The sequence below is a fragment of the Kitasatospora sp. NPDC058170 genome (assembly GCF_042883905.1).
Taxonomy (GTDB): domain Bacteria; phylum Actinomycetota; class Actinomycetes; order Streptomycetales; family Streptomycetaceae; genus Kitasatospora.
This window is the reverse complement of the sequence record NZ_JBHVUV010000002.1, coordinates 131235-148129: the sequence shown is the minus strand read 5'-3', so window position 1 is coordinate 148129 and position 16895 is coordinate 131235. Positions and strand designations below refer to the sequence as shown.

The following is a 16895-nucleotide window of genomic DNA, read 5'->3' as shown; positions in this document are numbered from 1 at the left end:
AGGCGGTCCCTCGGCCGGTCCTGCGTGTTCTGTCCCCCCGGATCGTTCACGACACGCCCGCCAGCAGCTCCCGCCAGTGCCGCACCGCGGCCTGGTCGACGGGGCGGTCCCAACTGCCTTGCGGGCGGGCCCGGGTGCCGACGTGGAAGGCGTCCAGGCCGCCCGCGCGCAGCGGTGCGACGTGCGGCTCGCGCAAGGTCCCGCCGGCGATCAGCCGGGGGGCGGGGGCTCTCGGCCGGTCGTCGGCGCCGGGCCGGTCGTCGGCTCTGCGTCCGTCGTGAGGTCCGGGCCGGTCGCCGAGTCTTCGGTGCTCGGCGAGCAGGGTGGCGAGTCCCTCCTCGACGCCCTGCGGGCCGCCGGAGCTGAGCACCGAGTCGAGTCCGGGCAGGCCGGCGAGGGCGTCCCAGGCCGCGGTGCGGTCGGCGGTGAAGTCGATGGCCTTGTGGAAGGTCCACGGGCGGCCGTCCAGCACCTCCAGGACGGCCTCGACGGCGGGCAGGTCGACCGCGCCGTCCGGGGTGAGGAAGCCGAGGACGAACTCCTCGGCGCCGGCCCGGAGCAGCGCCCGGGCCCGGGACCTGAGCAGGTCCACGTCCCCCGCGGCGAATCCGGCCGCCTCGCGCAGCATGACCCGGACCGGCAGGTCCACCGCCGCGCACACCTCCCGCACCGCCTCCGCCGACGGTGTCAGCCCCCACCTCGCCATGTCCTGCACCAGTTCGATCCGGTCGGCACCCCCGAGCGCTGCTGCCCGGGCGTCCAGCGCGTCCAACGCGATCACTTCGAGCATTGGTCTAGACATGAGAAGAGCATTGCACAGCCCCCTGAAAGGAACTGACGTGTTCACACGAGAAGTCCGTGTGCACCGGACGCCCGCGAACGACATCCGGACGGCCGGGTTCGGGTTCAGGCGTCCAGCGCGGCCTGGTCGGCCTCCGGCAGCCAGTCGCGCGCCGGGTCGTACTCCAGCCAGCGGCTGCGCCGGGCCTCCTCGCCGAAGGCCCGCAACAGCGGGTCCAGCAGCGGGTGGTGGCGCTCGGTGGTGGTTCGGCGGGGGTCGGCGGTGACGGGCCGGCCGGGCTCGGCGGTGACGGGCCGGTCCGAGGGCGGGCGGCCGACCGCGGCGGGGTGTTCCTCACGCCAGAGCAGCGACCAGGCGTAGAGCGGGGTCGGGTCGACCAGCGGGACGGTCCGCACCCCGGGCAGGTCCGGCAGCGGGCAGTCCGCGGGGACGAGCGAGAAACAGTCCCGGTCCGCCCGCACCCGCTCCACGAAGTGCTCCAGCCCCAGGTTGACCGAGCCCACCCGGTCCGCGATCCCGAACTGGTCGGCGAACCGGGTCAGGAAGTCCAGCCGGTCCACCGCGGCCGGGTACCGCAGCGCGCCGCCGCCCTCGCGCAGCTCCGCCGGGCGCAGCACCGGGCGGTCCGCCAGCGGGTGGTCGGTGCTGAGCAGCGCGTCGACCGGCTCCAGCCGGACCAGGCGGTGGGTCAGTCCCTCGCCGAGGCCCCCGGTCAGCGGGTGGACCCGGCCGAACCCGGCGTCCGTCCCGCCGCGCAGCAGGGCGGCCGCCACCGAGGGGAGGTCGCGGCCGGGGACGGGCTCCACCTCCAGCCCGGGGACGCCCTCGACGGCCTGCGCGACGGTCCGCATCGGTGCGTACAGGTGTCCCCAGACGTCGATGCGCAGCGGGCGCCGCGCGCAGGCCACCGCCGCGACCGCGGCCTCGCCCTGGGCGAGCAGCCGCAGGGCCGGCTCCAGGAAGCGCCGTCCGGCCTCGGTCAGCCCGGTGCCGCGGCCGTCGCGGTCCAGCAGCCGGGCGCCGAGCACCGCCTCCAGCCGGGCGATCCGCTTGGACAGTGCCTGCTGGGTGATCGACAGCCGTCGTGCGGCGTGCCCGAAGTGCAGCTCCTCGGCGGCCACCGCGAAGGCGCGGACCTGGGCGAGATCAAGATCCATGGCCGTTCACCATAGGCGACAACCCCCGGTTGTCGCAGCGGGACGGGGGTTGTTGGACCGCCGCGGGCGGGGCGGGGTGTGCTGGGCGCCCGCCGGGGCTTTCGGTGCCCCGGCAGACGACGGACCGAGGAGTGCGCATGAAGGCGCTGACGCCGACCGGCCGACCCGCTGCGGCGGGCGGGTTCGCCGAGGCGGGCGGGTACGCGGCGGGCGGGTTCGCCGAGGCGGGCGGGTACGCGGAGGCGGTCGGGTTCGCCGAGGTCGACCAGCCCCGGCCCGGGCCGGGCGAGGCCCTGGTGAAGGTCGAGGCGTTCTCGGTGAACCGCGGCGAGACCTTCCAGCTGGAGGCGCCGAAGCCGGGCTGGCGGCCCGGCAAGGACATCGCCGGGCTGGTCGTCCAGGCCGCGGCGGACGGCTCCGGCCCGGCGGTCTGCCGGCGGGTGGTGGGCCACCCGCCGGCCGGGGGCTGGGCCGAGTACGTGTGCGTCCCCACCGACGCGCTCGCCGAGCTTCCCGACACGCTCGACAGCGTCAGGGCCGCCGCGCTCCCGCTGGCCGGGCTCACCGCGCTGCGGCTGCTGCGGACGGCGGGCGCCCTGGCCGGTCGGCGGGTGCTGCTGACCGGGGCCTCCGGCGGGGTCGGCCACTACGTCACCGAGCTGGCGTCGGCCGCGGGCGCCGAGGTCACCGCCGTCACCGCCTCGCCGGAGCGCGGTCGGCGGCTGACCGAGCTGGGCGCGGCCGCCGTCGTCCACGAGATCGGCGCGGCGCGCGGCCCGTACGACCTGGTGCTGGAGTCGACGGGCGGCGCCGGCCTGCCGGTGGCGCTGTCCCGGCTGGCCCGCCGAGGCACGCTGATCTGGTTCGGGCAGGCCTCCCGGACGCCCGCGACGCTGGACTTCTTCGACTTCTTCACCGGCCCGGAGTCGGCCACCCTGCGGCACTTCCACTACGCGGACTCCGACGCGGGCTACGGGGAGGACCTCGCCACCCTGGTCCGCCTGGTGGGGGAGGGGCGGCTGACCCCGGAGGTCGGCCGGGTCGCCCCCTGGGAGGAGACGGCCGCCGTCCTCACCGACCTGAGGGAGCGCCGGATCCGCGGCAAGGCCGTGCTGACGGTGAGTCCTTGAGCCCTTGAGCCCTTGAGCCCTTGAGCTTGCGAGTCCGCGAGCCCTTGAGCTTGCGAGTCCGTGAGCCCGTGAGCAGCTCGATCCGCTGTCCGAACCCCTCCGACCGACGAAGGCGTCCTCCGATGACCACCTCGCCCGACCCCACCTCCCCCGACCTCTCCTTCCTCGACCTCCCCGGCTTCCTCCGGGCCTTCGTCGAGGAGACCCGTCCCCGCGCCACCGGCGCCGGGATCGACCCGCACGAGTACGGCCGCGTCACCGGGGAGCTCGCAGCCGCGCCGGACTGGCCGGAGGCCTGCCGCCGAGCCGGCCGGCGGCACCTCGCCGCCGCCGACCTGGCCGACGCCGACGGTCGGACGGTGACCGCCGGCGAGGCCTACCGCCGGGCCGCCCGCTGGTTCCACTTCGCGGGCCTGATGCCGCACCCCGACCGTGCCGCGGCGGCCGAGGCCGCCACCGAGGCGGACGAGGCGATGCGCCGCGCGCTGGCCCGGCTGGACCCGGCGGCCGAACGGATCGAGGGCGACACCCACGCCGGCTGGCTGCGCCGCCCGGCCGGAGCAGCCCGTCCGGCCGTGGTGATCGTCGTCCCTGGCATGGACTCCGGGAAGGAGGAGTTCCACGGCGTCACCGAGGCCCTGCTCGCCCGCGGGATCGCGGTACTCGCCATCGACGGCCCCGGCCAGGGCGTCCTCGCCGCCACCACCCAGGTCGAACCCGACTACCACCGCGTGGTCGCCCGGGTCATCGACGCCCTGACCGGCCGCGAGGACGTCGACGCCACCCGCATCGGTGTGATCGGCCTCAGCCTCGGCGGCTACTACGCCGCGACGGCCGCCGCCCACGAGCCCCGCGTCCGCGCCACCGCGACCGTCAGCGGCCCCTACCGGCTCGACTGGCCCGCGCTGGTCCCCTTCGTCACCGCCACCCTCGTCCAGCGCTGCGCGGGCTCCACCGCCGCCGCCCGCGCCTTCGCCGACCGGGTCGACCTGACGGCCCTCGCCCCGCGGATCCCCGGCCCCCTGCTGGTCGTCGACGGCGGCGAGGACGGCATCCCCGGCGCCACCAACGGCGAACCCCTGGCCCGCCACGCCCCGCACGGCGAGTACCTCCTCGTCCCCCACGGCAACCACCTGCTCGGCAACGCCACCGCCGACTGGCTCCCCACGACCGCCGACTGGCTCACCGCGCACCTCACGGCCCACTGACCCGCGCGCCGCCCCCTCGGCAGCCAGGAGTGGCCGCTACCCGGGAGGCCGCGTCCCGTCCGGCCAGACGCAGGGGGAGACGAAGCTGACGGACAGGGTGCGGTCGCCGTCGCCGAGCTCCGTCAGGGTCGCGGTGAAGTCGTTCGCGTGGTTGGTGAAGAAGAGGGCGTGGTCGAAGCCGCCGGAGGCGTCGTCCAGCTTGAAGCCCATGGCCTCGACCTGGGAGCGGAAGGCCGTGAAGTACTCCGGATGCCGGTCCGGCGGCACCCCGGGCAGCTTCCGCTCGGTGACGGCGGTGACCTTGCCGTCGTACTCGGAGGGGGCGTCGTTCTTGAAGCAGTAGCCGTCGTTGTCCCGCTCGGCGACGGGCGTGGCGGGCTGCGGAAGCGCGCCCACGGCCCGGGCGACGTAGCTCTCGGTCTGCGCCTTCGCCTCGGCCCGCGTCATCGTCGGTTTGTCGGTCTCGCCGCCGCACGCCGCCAGGGGCAGCGCCAGGGCGAGGACGAGGACCGGGCCGAGCCTTCGGTTGCGGCGCACGGCACTCATCCGGCCTTCCTGGTCCCGGCGGCCACTTCGCCGAACGCCGTGACCGAGGGCGAGTTCTCCCGCCAGTAGTGCGAGTGGTCCGTACTGCCGGCGGGCAGGTGCCGCGCCCCGAACTGGGTGTCCATCGGATCCATCCCGAACAGCAGGCTGCTGCCCGCCGCGTTCTTGATCATGGTGTCCTCGCTCCCGCGCGCCACGTAGACGTGGGACGGGTCGATGTTCAGGTCCTTGGCGTGGTCGACACCGACGCCCGGACTGCCCACCAGGATGACGTCGTCGACCGGGACCTTGTGGTCCCGCATGGTGAAGCCGACGGTGGTGCTGCCGTAGCTGTGGCCCATGAGCGTGTTGTGGGACGGCGCGCCCTCGTGGGTGGTCCGCAGCCCGGTCTGGAAACGGGCCAGGTCCTTCTCCGCGTTCTCGGCGAACTCGTCCCGCACCGCGTCCGGGAAGAGGTTCTGCGGCGCGTCGTAGCCCACCCAGGCGAGGGCCGCCGTGGTCTTGGAGGCGTCCGCGCCCTTCGCGGCCTTCACCATCTCGTCGGCCTTGTCCACGTCCCCCGGGGCCGTGGCGAGCCTGGCCGAGGTGCCGGGGACGAAGGTGAGCACGTTGTCCGCCGTGTCGGGGTTGTTGACCGACACGATCGCCCGTCCCCGGCCCTTGGTGTCCAGGCCGAGCAGGAAGGCCGGGGCGCCGCCGCGGAGTTGGAGCCTGTCCCCGGTCAGCCGGCTCTCGATGGCGTCGAGCGCCTTGAGCTTCTCCTGGAGGTCGTAGTTCTTGGCGTCCCACGCCATGAAGTCGGGATTGGTGACGGCGCCGTTCACTCCCGCGATCTTCTCGGGCGGCTGGGGGCCCAGCTGGAGGAGCTGGAGCCGGAGGTCCTCCTGGCTGTGCTTCAGGGTGATGCGGTTGGCCTGGTCCCGGGCGACGGCCGGGATGCCGTCGAGGTTGCCGACCTGGTCGGGGTGGTTGAGGACGAAGCGCTGCTGCTGCGCCTCGGTGAGGCTGTCCCACCAGCGCTTGACGTCGTCGGGGCTCGATCCGGCCGCGGGCACCCGGTCGCGGGCCGCCACGGCTGCCTGGTCCGCCTGCACGGTGGCGCTGTCCAGCCCGGTGCCGCTGCTCGCGTTGTAGGAGAGGTGGCTGAGCCGCTGCTCGATCTCCTGGTCGGCGTGGGCGGCCTCGTTCAGCGCGGCGGTGATCCGCTTGCCGATCTCGCGGGCGTTCGCCTCGGCGCCGGTTCCGGCGTAGCCGGCGGAGGAGGGCTCGTTGTCCCAGCTGATGCGGCCGTCGGGGGCCACGGTGAACTTCTTCGCCCTGGCGTCGTCGAGGGCGCTGATCAGGTGGGCCTGGGCCGCCGCGAAGCCCTCGGCGGCGTCGGCGAGGGCACGGCTGACGAATGCCAGCTCCTGGCGGGCGGCCTGGAGCTTGGCGCCCAGGGCCTTGATCTCCGCCTGGGCCTTGTCGGAGGTGGCCCCGGTCCAGTGCGAGCCGCCCAGGCGGTCGGCGACCTCCCGCTGCCAGTCCTCGACGTGCCGGCCGAAGGCGGTGGCGAGGGTGTCGTAGGCGGTCCTGGCGGTGGTGAGGTTGTTGATGTTGGCGTTCTGCAGCGTGGCGATGTCCATGGCTACCGGGCCTTCCGCTCGGCTGCGGTCGGCGTCGCCTCGCCCGCCAGCACCGTCCCCCACGGATCCGGTACGGCCGCGGCCTGCGCCCCCGTACCCACGGTCGGACTGCCGCCCTGCAGGTGCGCGTAGACGCTCTGCTCGCCCTGCCGGTATCCGGCGGCCGTCTGGACCAGCCTGGTGCCGCAGCCGGCCATCTCACCGGAGAGCTTGTCGAGCAGGGTCTTCCAGTTCGCCGAGCAGTCGTGCAGGGCTCCGGCGGTGAGCCAGCCCTTCAGCGCCGCCGACGCCTGGTCGCTCGGGCCGACGATCTTCGCGGTCTCACCTGGTACCTGCTGCGCGATGTGCTGGGCACTCTGCCCGCAGCCGTCCAGCGCCGCCGGATTGACCGTGAACTGTGAGGCCAGATCAGGATTTGGCATGCGTCCCCCCGGGCGCGTCCTCGTGCGGGGCCTTCGCCCGCCTGGCCCACCCTAGAGGGCCGTACACGTACGCATGCCGATGTCCGGAGATCGGCGAGTCGCCCACGCCCGCGCCGCCGGTGTTCCGCTCCTCAGGCCGAGTCGTGGCGGGTCAGTACGGCAGCAGGTCGCTCGTGACCAGGTCGAAGCCGAACGGCTCGGGGATGTGCAGCGTCTCGCCGAACTCGATGTCCTCGCGGCGGTGGTACTTCGTACCGTCGGGCCGGCTGAACAGGGTGACGGTCTTCTGCCGGGCGTCGACCAGCAGGTACAGCGGAATGCCCATCATCGGGTAGTCGCGAACCTTCCCCACCCAGTCGTTCTCCGGGTTCGAGGGGGAGACCAGCTCGACGGCGACAGCGGCGAGCTGGGACGGGACCTGGTTGTCGGACGTTTCCAGGGCCTCGCTCGGAAGGTAGGTCAGGTCCGGGTTGCGGCTCTTGCCGACATTGGGCGAGACCAGATCGGTGTTCTCGCTCGGCAGCAGTTCGACCGGGGCATGCCTGTCGAACTGGCGGCGGACCACCAGCAGGTTGCGCTGGTGGATGCCCGAGGGGCTGACCATCATGACGATGGTGTCGCCCGAGAGCTCCACCTTGAAGCCGTCGGGCAGGCTCCGGCGGGCTTCTTCGAGGAGTGCGAAGTGCTCCGGGTTCATGCGCGGTGTCTCCTGGGGTGTGCCGGGGCGGCATCCTCAGAGTAGTCCGGCGCCCGGAGGGACAGTGCTCGTACGCGGTGCCTGCCGCTGACCCCGGTCTCCGACCGTCGCGGGGCTCCGCTCGCCCCGGCAGTTGACCGTCCGTCGTGCCGTTGGCGCCAGACAGCACGAAAATGCCCCCGAAGCGAGCTGCTTCGAGGGCATCGTGCCTGGTCAGGCTATGTGGCCAGGGCCGGGGTCGAACCGGCGACCTTCCGCTTTTCAGGCGGACGCTCGTACCAACTGAGCTACCTGGCCGTACTGCATTTGCACCGTCTCTTGCGAGACGAGCGATCCCGACGGGACTTGAACCCGCGACCTCCACCTTGACAGGGTGGCGAGCTAACCAACTGCTCCACGGGACCTTGTGTGGCGTGAACCACTAGGTCTTGCGGCACTGACTTTACTACGGTACTGCGTGCCCCCAACGGGATTCGAACCCGTGCTACCGCCTTGAAAGGGCGGCGTCCTGGGCCACTAGACGATGAGGGCTTGCGGCCTGTCCCGCTGTTTCCAGCGTTCGGGGACGTCGAGAAGCATATGGGATTTCGGGCGGAACGCCAAAACGGGTTTCGGCCGGGTGGCGGCGGGGGGCGGGGTCAGGACCAGCCGAGTTCGTCGAGCTCGTGGTCGTCGAAGCCGAAGTGGTGGGCGACCTCGTGGATCACCGTGGTGCGGACCTCCTCGACCACCTGCTCGCGGCTCTCGCACTGCCGCAGGGTCGGGCCCCGGTAGACGATGATGCGGTCGGGCAGGACGCCGGCGTACCACTCGCCGCGCTCGGTGAGGGGGGTGCCCTCGTAGAGGCCGAGGAGTTCCGGGTCGGTGGCGTCGGGTTCGTCCTCGACGAACACCGCGACGTTGTCCATCATGGCCGCGAGCTGCGGGGGAATCTGGTCGAGGGCGTCGCTGACCAGCGTCTCGAACTCTTCCCGGGTCATCTCCACCGGATCATTGTCGGGTCTGGGGTGACGGTGTGCCAGGCGGTCGGGGCAGGTGTTTCATGGGCGTATGACGACCTCGGACGGTGCGGTGGGCGGCGCGGTGCGGGCGGAGGCCGGGCCGGGCGGGGCCCCGCGGCGGCCGTCGGCGCTGCGCGGACAGGGGCCGGCGGCGGCGGTGGTGGCGCTGGGCGGGGCGATCGGGGCGTCGGCCCGGTACGGGGCCGGACTGCTCTGGCCGACCGGGCCGGCCGGGTTTCCGTGGACGACGCTGCTGGTGAACGTGGCGGGCTGCGCGGTGATCGGCGTCTTCCTGGTGGTGATCACGGAGGGGCGGCCCGCGCATCCGCTGCTGCGGCCGTTCTTCGGGACGGGGGTGCTCGGCGGGTTCACCACCTTCTCCACGTACGCGGTGGACATCCGGCGGCTGCTGGAGGAGGGCCGGCCCGGCGCGGGCCTGGCGTACCTGGGGCTGACGCTGCTGGCGGCGCTGGGGGCGGTGTGGGCGGCGGTCGGACTGACGCGCCGTCTGGTTCGGCGCGGGGCGGGGGAGTCGCGGTGACCGGGTCCACCGGGTCCACCGGGCCGAGCGGGCCGAGCGGGCCGGCGCTGCGGCTGACCGTGCTGGTCGGAGAGAACGACCGCTGGCACCACCGCCCGCTGTACAGCGAGATCGTGCACCGGGCGCGGGCCGCCGGGCTGGCCGGGGCGAGCGTGTTCCGGGGGATCGAGGGGTTCGGGGCCTCGTCGCTGGTGCACACGGCGCGGCTGCTGTCGCTGAGCGAGGACCTGCCGGTGGCGGTGGTGATCGTGGACACCGAGGAGCGGGTGCGGGGCTTCCTGCCGCAGCTGGACGGCCTGGTGGCGGAGGGGCTGGTGGTGCTCGACCCGTGCGAGGTCGTGCGGTACGTCGGCCGGGGCGGGACGGCGGCGGAGCCGGGCGAGGGGTCGAGGGAGGGGGCGGGGGAGTGAACTGGCTGCTGGTGGTGGCCGGGGCGGTGGTGGGCGCGCCGCTGCGGTACCTGAGCGACCGGGCGGTGCAGGCGCGGCACGACTCGGTGTTCCCGTGGGGCACGTTCGCGGTGAACGCGGTCGGCTGCCTGGTGCTCGGACTGCTGACCGGCGCGGTGGCGGCCGGTGCCGCGTCCTCGCACGTCCAACTACTGGTCGGGACCGGCTTCTGCGGGGCGCTGACCACGTACTCGACCTTCTCGTACGAGACGCTGCGGCTGGCCGAGAGCGGTGCCGGGCGGTACGCGCTGGCCAACGTGGCGGGGAGCCTCGCGGTGGGCCTGGCGGCCGTGTACGCGGGGGCGGGGCTGGCCTCGGCGCTCTGGGGCTGAGGCGGTCCCCTGGCACGGGAACGGGCCGGGGAGGTTTGAACCGCGTCCGTTGGGCCGGGTGGATGGCGGTCGGGGCCTTCCTGCGGCGCTGCCCGTGTCCCCCTCGGGCGGGCGCGCGTTGGGCACCGAAAGTGGCCGCGGCACGGTGGCGGCCCGGGTGGGGCGGGACGAGAGGGAGCTCGGTGGCGGCGGTGCGTGTGATGCGTGCGGTTCGGGATGCGGGTGCTCAGGTCGTGGCTGGCCGGGTTGCGGGTGGCCGCGACGGCGCGGGTGGTCGCCGGTTGGCAGGAGCCGGTGAGGTGCCCGTGCGTGAGGTGCCCGTGCGCGAGGTGCCGGTCCGGGTGGCCGACCCGCGTGCCGCGGCGGTGCGGACGGGCGTGGTGCGGGCGGCGGCGGTGCTGGCGGTGGCCGGGCTCGGGCTCACCGGGTGCATGTCGGTGGGGCCGGCGGCGGACGAGAAGCACGGCGTGGTGCCGGTCGGGCAGGCCGGGACGCCCGGCAAGGCCGTCGGCGGGGCCTCCGCCTCGCCGGTGGGCGCCCACCAGATCGGTGCCGGGCGCTCGGAGCGGCCCGGGGGCGTGCAGGCCGAGAACGCGCCGCAGGCAGGCGCCACTTCGCCACCGGGTGAGGCGAGTCCCGGGGTGAACGGCGCGGTCGCGGGCGCGGTGCCCGTGCCGGGCGCGCCCCCCGAGGAGGCCGCGCCGGGCGCGAACGGCGGGGCCGGGGGCGTGAGCGCCAGCCCCGCACCTCATCCGCCGACCGGTTCCTCCTCCGGCGGGGCGACCGGTGGCCCGGGCGGCTCCGCGGGCGGCGGGACGGGCGGCACCGGCGGCGGAGGAACCGGCGGCGGACCGGTCGGCACCCCGGCCGCCAGCCCCACCACCAGGCCCCCGGCCTCCCCCGAGCCCGAGCACACCTCGGCCGCGCCGACCGCTCCGCCGGTCCCGGAGCCCTCCGCCAGCAACCCCGGCGGCAACTCCGGATCGTCGGCGCCGAGCCCGGCCGCGGGCGGACATTAGCGCTCTGGCCTGCGCATTTGCCTCTGATCCCTAGGTTCGCCTATGGTGGTAGATCGTTCGTTTGATTCATTTGATTGGCGCCCTAATTCCCATCTGGCGCCCTTGGCGCGTTCCGGCGATCCGTGGCTGACCGCATAGAGGCGGTTGTGAAACAGAACCCGGACTTTGGCGCGTGCCACTTCCGGAAGGTTTTGCATGTCTCTCGTTGACGACGCCCGCTTCGCCATGCCCGCGAGCGAGTCCGCCGCCGATGTCACCACCATCGATGCCCCCGAGGTCGACCTGATCGACGCCGAGCAGGACATCGACCGAAACGCCGACCTGGATGCCGACGAGGTCGAGGCCGACGAGGCCACCGAGCCCGCCGAGCCGACCATCACCTTCGGCGACCTGGGCCTGCACGACGACGTCGTGCGCGCCCTCGCCAAGCGCGGCGTCACCACCCCGTTCCCGATCCAGGCCGCGACCATCCCGGACGCCCTGGCCGGCAAGGACGTGCTGGGCCGCGGTCGCACCGGCTCCGGCAAGACCCTCAGCTTCGGCCTGCCGCTGCTGACCCGCCTCGCCGACGGCGAGCGCACCAAGCCCAAGCACCCGCGCGGTCTGATCCTCGTCCCGACCCGTGAGCTGGCCATGCAGGTGGCCGACGCCCTGGAGCCGTTCGGCTCGGTGCTCGGCCTCAAGCTCAAGGTCGTCTGCGGCGGCACCTCGATGTCGAACCAGATCTACGCGCTGGAGCGCGGCGTCGACGTCCTCGTCGCCACCCCCGGCCGTCTGCGCGACCTGCTGAACCGCGGCAGCGCCAAGCTCGGCGACGTCCGCACCGTCGTGCTCGACGAGGCCGACCAGATGGCCGACATGGGCTTCCTGCCCGAGGTCACCGAGATCCTCGACCAGGTCCCGGCCGGCGGCCAGCGCCTGCTGTTCTCCGCCACCCTGGAGAACGAGATCGACACCCTGGTCAAGCGCTACCTGAAGAACCCGGTCACCCACGAGGTCGACCCGTCGGCCGGCGCGGTCACCACCATGACCCACCACATCCTCGTGGTGAAGCCCAAGGACAAGGCGCCGATCACCAACGCGATCGCCGCCCGCAAGGGCCGCACGATCATCTTCGTCCGCACCCAGATGGGCGCCGACCGCGTCGCCGAGCAGCTCATCGAGGCCGGCGTGAAGGCCGACGCGCTGCACGGCGGGATGACCCAGGGCGCCCGTACCCGCGTCCTCGGCGACTTCAAGGACGGCTACGTCAACGTCGTCGTCGCGACCGACGTCGCCGCCCGAGGCATCCACGTCGACGGCATCGACCTGGTCCTGAACGTGGACCCGGCCGGCGACCACAAGGACTACCTGCACCGCTCGGGCCGCACCGCGCGGGCCGGCCGCTCCGGCGCCGTCGTCACCCTGGTGCTGCCGCACCAGCGCCGCGGCGTGTTCCGCCTGATGGAGGACGCGGGCGTCGACGCCTCGCGCCACATCCTCGACCACGCCTTCGACGCCGAGGTCGCCAAGATCACCGGCGCCCGCTCGCTGATCGAGGTCCAGGCCGAGAGCGCGGCCGGCATCGCCGGTGCCGCCGAGCGCGAGCTCGCCGACATGACCCGCCAGCTGGAGCGCGCGCAGCGCCGCGCCAACGAGCTGCGCGAGGAGGCCGACCGCCTCGCCGCCCGTGCGGCGCGCGAGCGTGCCGACCTGGGCATCGTGGACGAGGAGCCGGCCGCCGAGGCCGACGCGACCGCCGAGACCCCGGAGGCCGCCGCCACCACCGAGTCCGCCGCCCCGGTGGCGGAGGAGCGCACCACCTCCTACCGCGAGGCGCGCACCGAGCGTCCGGCCTACGACCGTGGCAGCCGTGACCGTGACGACCGCGGTGGCCGCTCCGGTGGCTTCAACCGTGACGACCGTGGCAGCCGTGACCGTGACGACCGCGGTGGCCGCTCCGGTGGCTTCAACCGTGACGACCGCGGCAGCCGTTCCTTCGGTGACCGTGACAACCGCTCCGGTGGCTTCAACCGTGACCGTGACGACCGTGGCGGCCGTACCGGTGGCTTCAACCGCGATGACCGCGGTGGCCGTACCGGTGGCTTCAACCGTGACGACCGTGGCGGCCGTACCGGTGGCTTCAACCGTGACGACCGCGGTGGCGAGCGCGGCGGCTTCAACCGCGACGACCGCGGCAGCCGTTCCTTCGGTGACCGTGACAACCGCGGTGGCGGCTTCAACCGCGACCGTGACGACCGCGGCGGCCGTTCCTTCGGTGACCGTCCGGCCCGCACCTTCGGTGACCGCCCGAGCTTCGGCCGGGACCGCGACGAGCGCGGCGCCGGCAGCAGCGCGAGCCGTCCGTTCTCCCGTCGTGACGACCACCGCTCCGGTGGCCGCCCGCAGGCCTCCGGTGGCTTCAACCGTGACCGCGGCGGCGACGACCGCGGCGGCCGCTCCGGTGGCTTCAACTCCGGTGGCTTCAACCGCGACGACCGCAAGCCGCGCTGGAAGAACTGACCTTTTCGGACAGTGAAGGCCCTGGGGCCCGGACCACTTCGGTGGCCGGGCCCCTCGGCTTTCCGGGCTCCGGCGGCCGGTGGTAGGCTCCGCGCGCATTTGTGCGATCTTCACAACTAGGGCCGGACAGGGCCTGGCCGGAGGTCGTCGCAGCGAGCGCCGCCCGCCGTCCGGCCCCACCCCCGCCCCACAGGTGACCGGGCCCGGCCGCCGTCGTGTCGAGCGCCGCTGCCGGTGCCGCTGGCCCGGCCCGGGCCCGCGCAGTCGCCCGCAGACCAGGGGGGTCTCGTGCCAAGTCGCAGAACCGTCGTACCCGACACCGGGAGAGGAGGGACGGCGGGACCGGCACCGCTGCGCAGGCTCCTGGCCGGTGCGGTCGTCGCCCTGGCCACCACGGCCTCGGTGCTGCTGCCGACGGGCAGCTCCGGCGCGGTGGGCATCACCACCACCCCGGCGCCCGCCCCCGCAGCCGCCACCGCCTCGCCCGGCGCCACCGGCGCCCCGACGGCCGGACCGACCGGCGCACCGGCGGGCGCACCGACGTCCGGAGCGGCCAAGGCCGCCCCCGGCGCAGCCCCCGCCTCCGGTGCGCCGGAGCAGCCGGCCGCCGCACAGCCCGTCCCGCCGAAGACCGCGGCCGCTCCCCCGGTACGGCAGCAGGACTGCACCGCGCTGCCGCTCGCCGCGTTCGGCGACCCGGGCACCGCGGTCGGACGCGGCACCCTCCCGGTGGACGGCTCCGCCTGTTACGCCGTCACCGTCACGGGCCCTGGCCGGCTCGGCATCCGGATGACCACCACCGCGGCCACCGTGTACGACGCGGCCGGCACCGCGGTCTGCGGCCCCTGGCTGTACGCGCCGATGGCCGGCTGCGACATCAAGGCCGCCGGCACCTACTCCCTGGTGGTCGTCCCGTCCGGCGTCTGGGGCCCGACCGACCACCAGGTCGCGGTCTACCCGCTGCGCGCCACGGCCGGGTGCGGCACCCCGCTCGGCACCGGCTTCGACCAGCCGGAGATCACCGGCACCACCGTCTCGCCGGTCCAGCTCGACTGCCGGTCGATCGACGCCAGGCCCGGTGAGCGGATCCTCGGCGCCGACGCCGGCGGCCGCTGGCTCACCGACGCCAGTGGTGCCGAGCTGTGCGTCCAGGACTTCGCGAACCCGGGCTGCGTGCTGCCCGGCAGCGGCCCGTACCGGGTGCTGTTCCACCTGGGCAGCGGCGAGCCCGGCCCGTACCGGTTCCCGCTCAACCGGATCTCCGACCCGGTCGGCTGCACGCCGCTCTCCCCGCAGGCGTTCGGGCTCCCGGCGGCCGCCTCGCCGAGCCCGTGCTTCACGCTGAAGGTGCCGAAGGCCGGCAGCTACACCGTCCAGTCGCCGACCTACGGCGCGATCCTCACGCTGTTCCGGCCGGACGGCACCAGCCTCTGCGGCTACGGGGGCAACCCCTGTCCCTTCCCCGCCGCGGGGACGTACACGGCGCTGCTGCGGCAGCAGCCCGCCTCGCTCGTCTTCCGGCAGCCCGGTGAGACCGCCGGCTGCGTGGCCGGCAACGACACCGGCCTCGCCGACGGACCGCTCACGGGCAGCCTGGCGGACACCTCGCAGGTCAACTGCCATCTGCTCCCCAGCGCCACCGGCACCCGGATCGCCGTCCTGCCGGGACACCGGGACGGCTTCGTCGCCTACCCCGGCGTCACCGTGGTCGATGCCGCCGACGCCACCCAGTGCAGCGGTTCGGACCTGCAGTTCTGCGAGCTCAAGGGCACCGCGCCGTACCGGCTGCTGGTGGGCGCGAACAGCCCCGGCGGGTACGAGGTGACGGTGTTCAGGACCGCCGGCCTGAGCGGCTGCGCGCCGTTCGCGCAGAGCGGCTTCCCGGGGGCGCCGGGCGCCACCGCCTCGCTGGACGCCGACCACCGGGTGACCTGCTTCCGGGTGCCGGCGGGCGCGCACACGGCGCACGAGATGCTCGCCTTCTCCTACAGCTCGCTCAACGGGACGCCGCCGACCTCCCTGGCCGGTGAGCTGTTCCTGCTGGACCCGTCCGGTGCGCAGGCCTGCCGGACGTACAGCTACGGGTCCTCCGAGGCGTTCTGCACGCTGGACCCGGCCAAGGACTACGCCGCACTGCTGGTCGCCAACGGCACGCCGAACGACTTCCGGCTGCTGCGTCGGGACGTCAGCCGCAGCGCCGACTGCCAGAACGCGGTCTCCAGCACGGTGGGCGGCGCGCCGACCCCCGGCCGGATCGCCTCGGACCTGGACGCCCGCTGCACCCGGGTCGCCGCGGCCCCGGCCGACCAGCTGCGGATCTCGACCGGTGCGGACGGCGGCAGGACCACGGTGACCGTGCTGGACGCCGAGGGCAAGCAGATCTGCACGGCCGGCCGGTTCACCAACTACTGCGACGTGACCGGCTCGATCGAGTACCGGATGATCGTCGAGGCGTCCAACTACGACGGCACCCCGATCGACTCCCGGCTGGACGTCTGGCGCTTCGCGACCGACTCCGGCCTCCCCGCGGAGTGCCCGACCGTCGACTCCCGGGTCGCCTTCGGCCCGCTCGCCGGCCGGCTCACCCCGGACCACCGGGCGGTCTGCGCCACCGTGCCGGTCAAGGCCAGCGACCAGTTCACGGTGACCGGTGTGGCCTCCAGCTCCACCCCCGGGTACCCGCGGGTGAGCCTGATGGCGCCCAACGCCAGCTCCCAGGGCACCAACCAGTCCGACTACTGCTCGACCAACTGGGGCGAGACCAAGGCGGCCTGCCGGATCGGCTTCCAGTCGCCCGAGGCCAAGGCCGTGCTGCTGCTGACGCTGCCGCCCGGCTCGGACGCGATCGACTACAACGTCCAGGCCACCTGTGACTCCCGCAACTGCGGCGGGGCCAAGGCCTCGCTGGAGTCGGTCTCGCCCTCGGCCGGGTTCACCGGCGGGCCGGCGACCTTCACGGTCAAGGGCACCGGGCTGACGGCCAAGGACTCCGTCTCGGTGCAGTTCTACAACCTGCCGTCGCGGTCGGCGACCGTCAGGAGCGCGGCCGCGGACGGGACGTCGCTCACCGCGGAGGTCGACCTCACCGGGATCGCGCCGAACCTGGCGGGCATCAGCGTCTCGCCGGACGTCTACCAGCGGAGCACCTCCCTGACGCTGCGCCAGTCCTACTCCGTGGTCGATCCGGTCTCGCCGGGGCAGGGGCGCTACACCGCCGCCGGCCCCGTCCGGGTGCTGGACACCCGCAAGGGGATCGGCCGTTCGGGTGAGCTGCCGGTGGCGGCGCAGGGCACGGTCTCGGTGCAGGTGGCCGGTCTGGCCGGGGTGCCTGCGTCCGGGGTGAAGGCGGTCGTGCTGAACGTGACGGCGACCGATCCGAAGGGGCCCGGTCATCTGACGGCGTGGGCTTCGGGTGCGGCGCGGCCGGACTCCTCGAACCTGAACTGGGTGGCGGGTCAGACGAC

The 16895-nt window shown here is 74.1% G+C and carries 15 protein-coding genes and 3 tRNA genes; 8 read left to right on the top strand and 10 right to left on the bottom strand.

Annotation, left to right across the window (positions count from 1 at the left end; translation table 11 throughout):
- Positions 1–46: 46 nt before the first annotated feature.
- Both ACFVVX_RS03555 and ACFVVX_RS03550 read right to left on the bottom strand, forming a co-directional pair.
- The gene (locus ACFVVX_RS03555) at positions 47–802 is read right to left on the bottom strand and encodes a copper homeostasis protein CutC (protein WP_387940933.1); all 756 of its coding nucleotides are present in this window, start codon (positions 800–802) and stop codon (positions 47–49) included.
- 104 nt (positions 803–906) lie between these two features.
- A complete protein-coding gene (locus tag ACFVVX_RS03550) occupies positions 907–1959 on the bottom strand; it encodes a LysR family transcriptional regulator (RefSeq protein ID WP_387940931.1) in 1053 nt (350 codons plus the stop codon).
- A gap of 137 nt (positions 1960–2096) precedes the next feature.
- Between ACFVVX_RS03550 and ACFVVX_RS03545 the strand changes: the two genes are divergently transcribed.
- Both ACFVVX_RS03545 and ACFVVX_RS03540 read left to right on the top strand, forming a co-directional pair.
- Positions 2097–3089 (top strand): zinc-binding dehydrogenase, encoded by a 993-nt coding sequence (locus tag ACFVVX_RS03545; RefSeq protein WP_387940929.1) that lies wholly within the window; start codon positions 2097–2099, stop codon positions 3087–3089.
- A gap of 122 nt (positions 3090–3211) precedes the next feature.
- Positions 3212–4297 (top strand): alpha/beta hydrolase family protein, encoded by a 1086-nt coding sequence (locus ACFVVX_RS03540; protein WP_387940927.1) that lies wholly within the window; start codon positions 3212–3214, stop codon positions 4295–4297.
- Positions 4298–4333: 36 nt separating this feature from the next.
- Here ACFVVX_RS03540 and ACFVVX_RS03535 read toward each other — a convergent pair whose 3' ends face one another.
- The 8 genes from ACFVVX_RS03535 to ACFVVX_RS03500 form a co-directional block, all read right to left on the bottom strand.
- Positions 4334–4843, bottom strand: a complete 510-nt coding sequence (locus ACFVVX_RS03535) for a hypothetical protein (protein WP_387940925.1) — start codon at positions 4841–4843, stop codon at positions 4334–4336.
- Positions 4840–6468: an alpha/beta hydrolase gene (locus ACFVVX_RS03530; RefSeq protein WP_387940923.1), complete on the bottom strand. Its 1629-nt coding sequence runs from the start codon at positions 6466–6468 to the stop codon at positions 4840–4842. The genes ACFVVX_RS03535 and ACFVVX_RS03530 overlap by 4 nt, the downstream gene beginning before the upstream one ends.
- Positions 6469–6470: 2 nt before the next feature.
- Entirely contained in the window at positions 6471–6890 is a 420-nt protein-coding gene (locus tag ACFVVX_RS03525; protein ID WP_387940921.1) for a hypothetical protein, read from the bottom strand.
- 151 nt (positions 6891–7041) lie between these two features.
- The gene (locus ACFVVX_RS03520; protein ID WP_387940919.1) at positions 7042–7587 is read right to left on the bottom strand and encodes a Uma2 family endonuclease; all 546 of its coding nucleotides are present in this window, start codon (positions 7585–7587) and stop codon (positions 7042–7044) included.
- A gap of 223 nt (positions 7588–7810) precedes the next feature.
- Positions 7811–7884 (bottom strand) — tRNA-Phe (locus tag ACFVVX_RS03515).
- Between the two features lie 33 nt (positions 7885–7917).
- A tRNA-Asp gene (locus tag ACFVVX_RS03510) sits at positions 7918–7991 on the bottom strand.
- A 54-nt stretch (positions 7992–8045) separates the two neighbouring features.
- Positions 8046–8118: transfer RNA gene (locus tag ACFVVX_RS03505), tRNA-Glu, on the bottom strand.
- A 107-nt stretch (positions 8119–8225) separates the two neighbouring features.
- Positions 8226–8567, bottom strand: coding sequence for a metallopeptidase family protein (locus ACFVVX_RS03500; protein ID WP_387941303.1), 342 nt, complete (start codon positions 8565–8567; stop codon positions 8226–8228).
- A 70-nt stretch (positions 8568–8637) separates the two neighbouring features.
- On the opposite strand from ACFVVX_RS03500, the gene crcB (ACFVVX_RS03495) reads away from it, so the two are divergent.
- The 6 genes from crcB (ACFVVX_RS03495) to ACFVVX_RS03470 form a co-directional block, all read left to right on the top strand.
- The gene (gene crcB / locus ACFVVX_RS03495; protein WP_387940917.1) at positions 8638–9129 is read left to right on the top strand and encodes a fluoride efflux transporter CrcB; all 492 of its coding nucleotides are present in this window, start codon (positions 8638–8640) and stop codon (positions 9127–9129) included.
- Positions 9126–9539: a DUF190 domain-containing protein gene (locus tag ACFVVX_RS03490; protein ID WP_387940915.1), complete on the top strand. Its 414-nt coding sequence runs from the start codon at positions 9126–9128 to the stop codon at positions 9537–9539. The genes crcB (ACFVVX_RS03495) and ACFVVX_RS03490 overlap by 4 nt, the downstream gene beginning before the upstream one ends.
- On the top strand, positions 9536–9910 hold the full coding sequence (crcB, locus tag ACFVVX_RS03485; protein WP_387940913.1) for a fluoride efflux transporter CrcB: 375 nt from the start codon (positions 9536–9538) through the stop codon (positions 9908–9910). Before ACFVVX_RS03490 ends, crcB (ACFVVX_RS03485) begins: the two co-directional genes overlap by 4 nt.
- A gap of 299 nt (positions 9911–10209) precedes the next feature.
- Positions 10210–10929: a hypothetical protein gene (locus ACFVVX_RS03480; RefSeq protein WP_387940911.1), complete on the top strand. Its 720-nt coding sequence runs from the start codon at positions 10210–10212 to the stop codon at positions 10927–10929.
- A 195-nt stretch (positions 10930–11124) separates the two neighbouring features.
- Positions 11125–13431: a DEAD/DEAH box helicase gene (locus ACFVVX_RS03475; protein ID WP_387940909.1), complete on the top strand. Its 2307-nt coding sequence runs from the start codon at positions 11125–11127 to the stop codon at positions 13429–13431.
- A gap of 288 nt (positions 13432–13719) precedes the next feature.
- Positions 13720–16895: hypothetical protein (locus ACFVVX_RS03470; RefSeq protein ID WP_387940907.1), on the top strand; the 3176-nt coding region annotated here is incomplete at its 3' end.

Bases quoted from the DNA above. Each gene is read 5' to 3' on its own strand.
- crcB (WP_387940917.1), top strand. From the start codon at position 8,638: ATGACGACCTCGGACGGTGCGGTGGGCGGCGCGGTGCGGGCGGAGGCC.
- ACFVVX_RS03540 (WP_387940927.1), top strand. From the start codon at position 3,212: ATGACCACCTCGCCCGACCCCACCTCCCCCGACCTCTCCTTCCTCGAC.
- ACFVVX_RS03525 (WP_387940921.1), bottom strand. From the start codon at position 6,890: ATGCCAAATCCTGATCTGGCCTCACAGTTCACGGTCAATCCGGCGGCG.
- ACFVVX_RS03550 (WP_387940931.1), bottom strand. From the start codon at position 1,959: ATGGATCTTGATCTCGCCCAGGTCCGCGCCTTCGCGGTGGCCGCCGAG.
- ACFVVX_RS03520 (WP_387940919.1), bottom strand. From the start codon at position 7,587: ATGAACCCGGAGCACTTCGCACTCCTCGAAGAAGCCCGCCGGAGCCTG.
- ACFVVX_RS03535 (WP_387940925.1), bottom strand. From the start codon at position 4,843: ATGAGTGCCGTGCGCCGCAACCGAAGGCTCGGCCCGGTCCTCGTCCTC.
- ACFVVX_RS03475 (WP_387940909.1), top strand. From the start codon at position 11,125: ATGTCTCTCGTTGACGACGCCCGCTTCGCCATGCCCGCGAGCGAGTCC.
- ACFVVX_RS03545 (WP_387940929.1), top strand. From the start codon at position 2,097: ATGAAGGCGCTGACGCCGACCGGCCGACCCGCTGCGGCGGGCGGGTTC.
- ACFVVX_RS03530 (WP_387940923.1), bottom strand. From the start codon at position 6,468: ATGGACATCGCCACGCTGCAGAACGCCAACATCAACAACCTCACCACC.
- ACFVVX_RS03555 (WP_387940933.1), bottom strand. From the start codon at position 802: ATGTCTAGACCAATGCTCGAAGTGATCGCGTTGGACGCGCTGGACGCC.
- ACFVVX_RS03500 (WP_387941303.1), bottom strand. From the start codon at position 8,567: ATGACCCGGGAAGAGTTCGAGACGCTGGTCAGCGACGCCCTCGACCAG.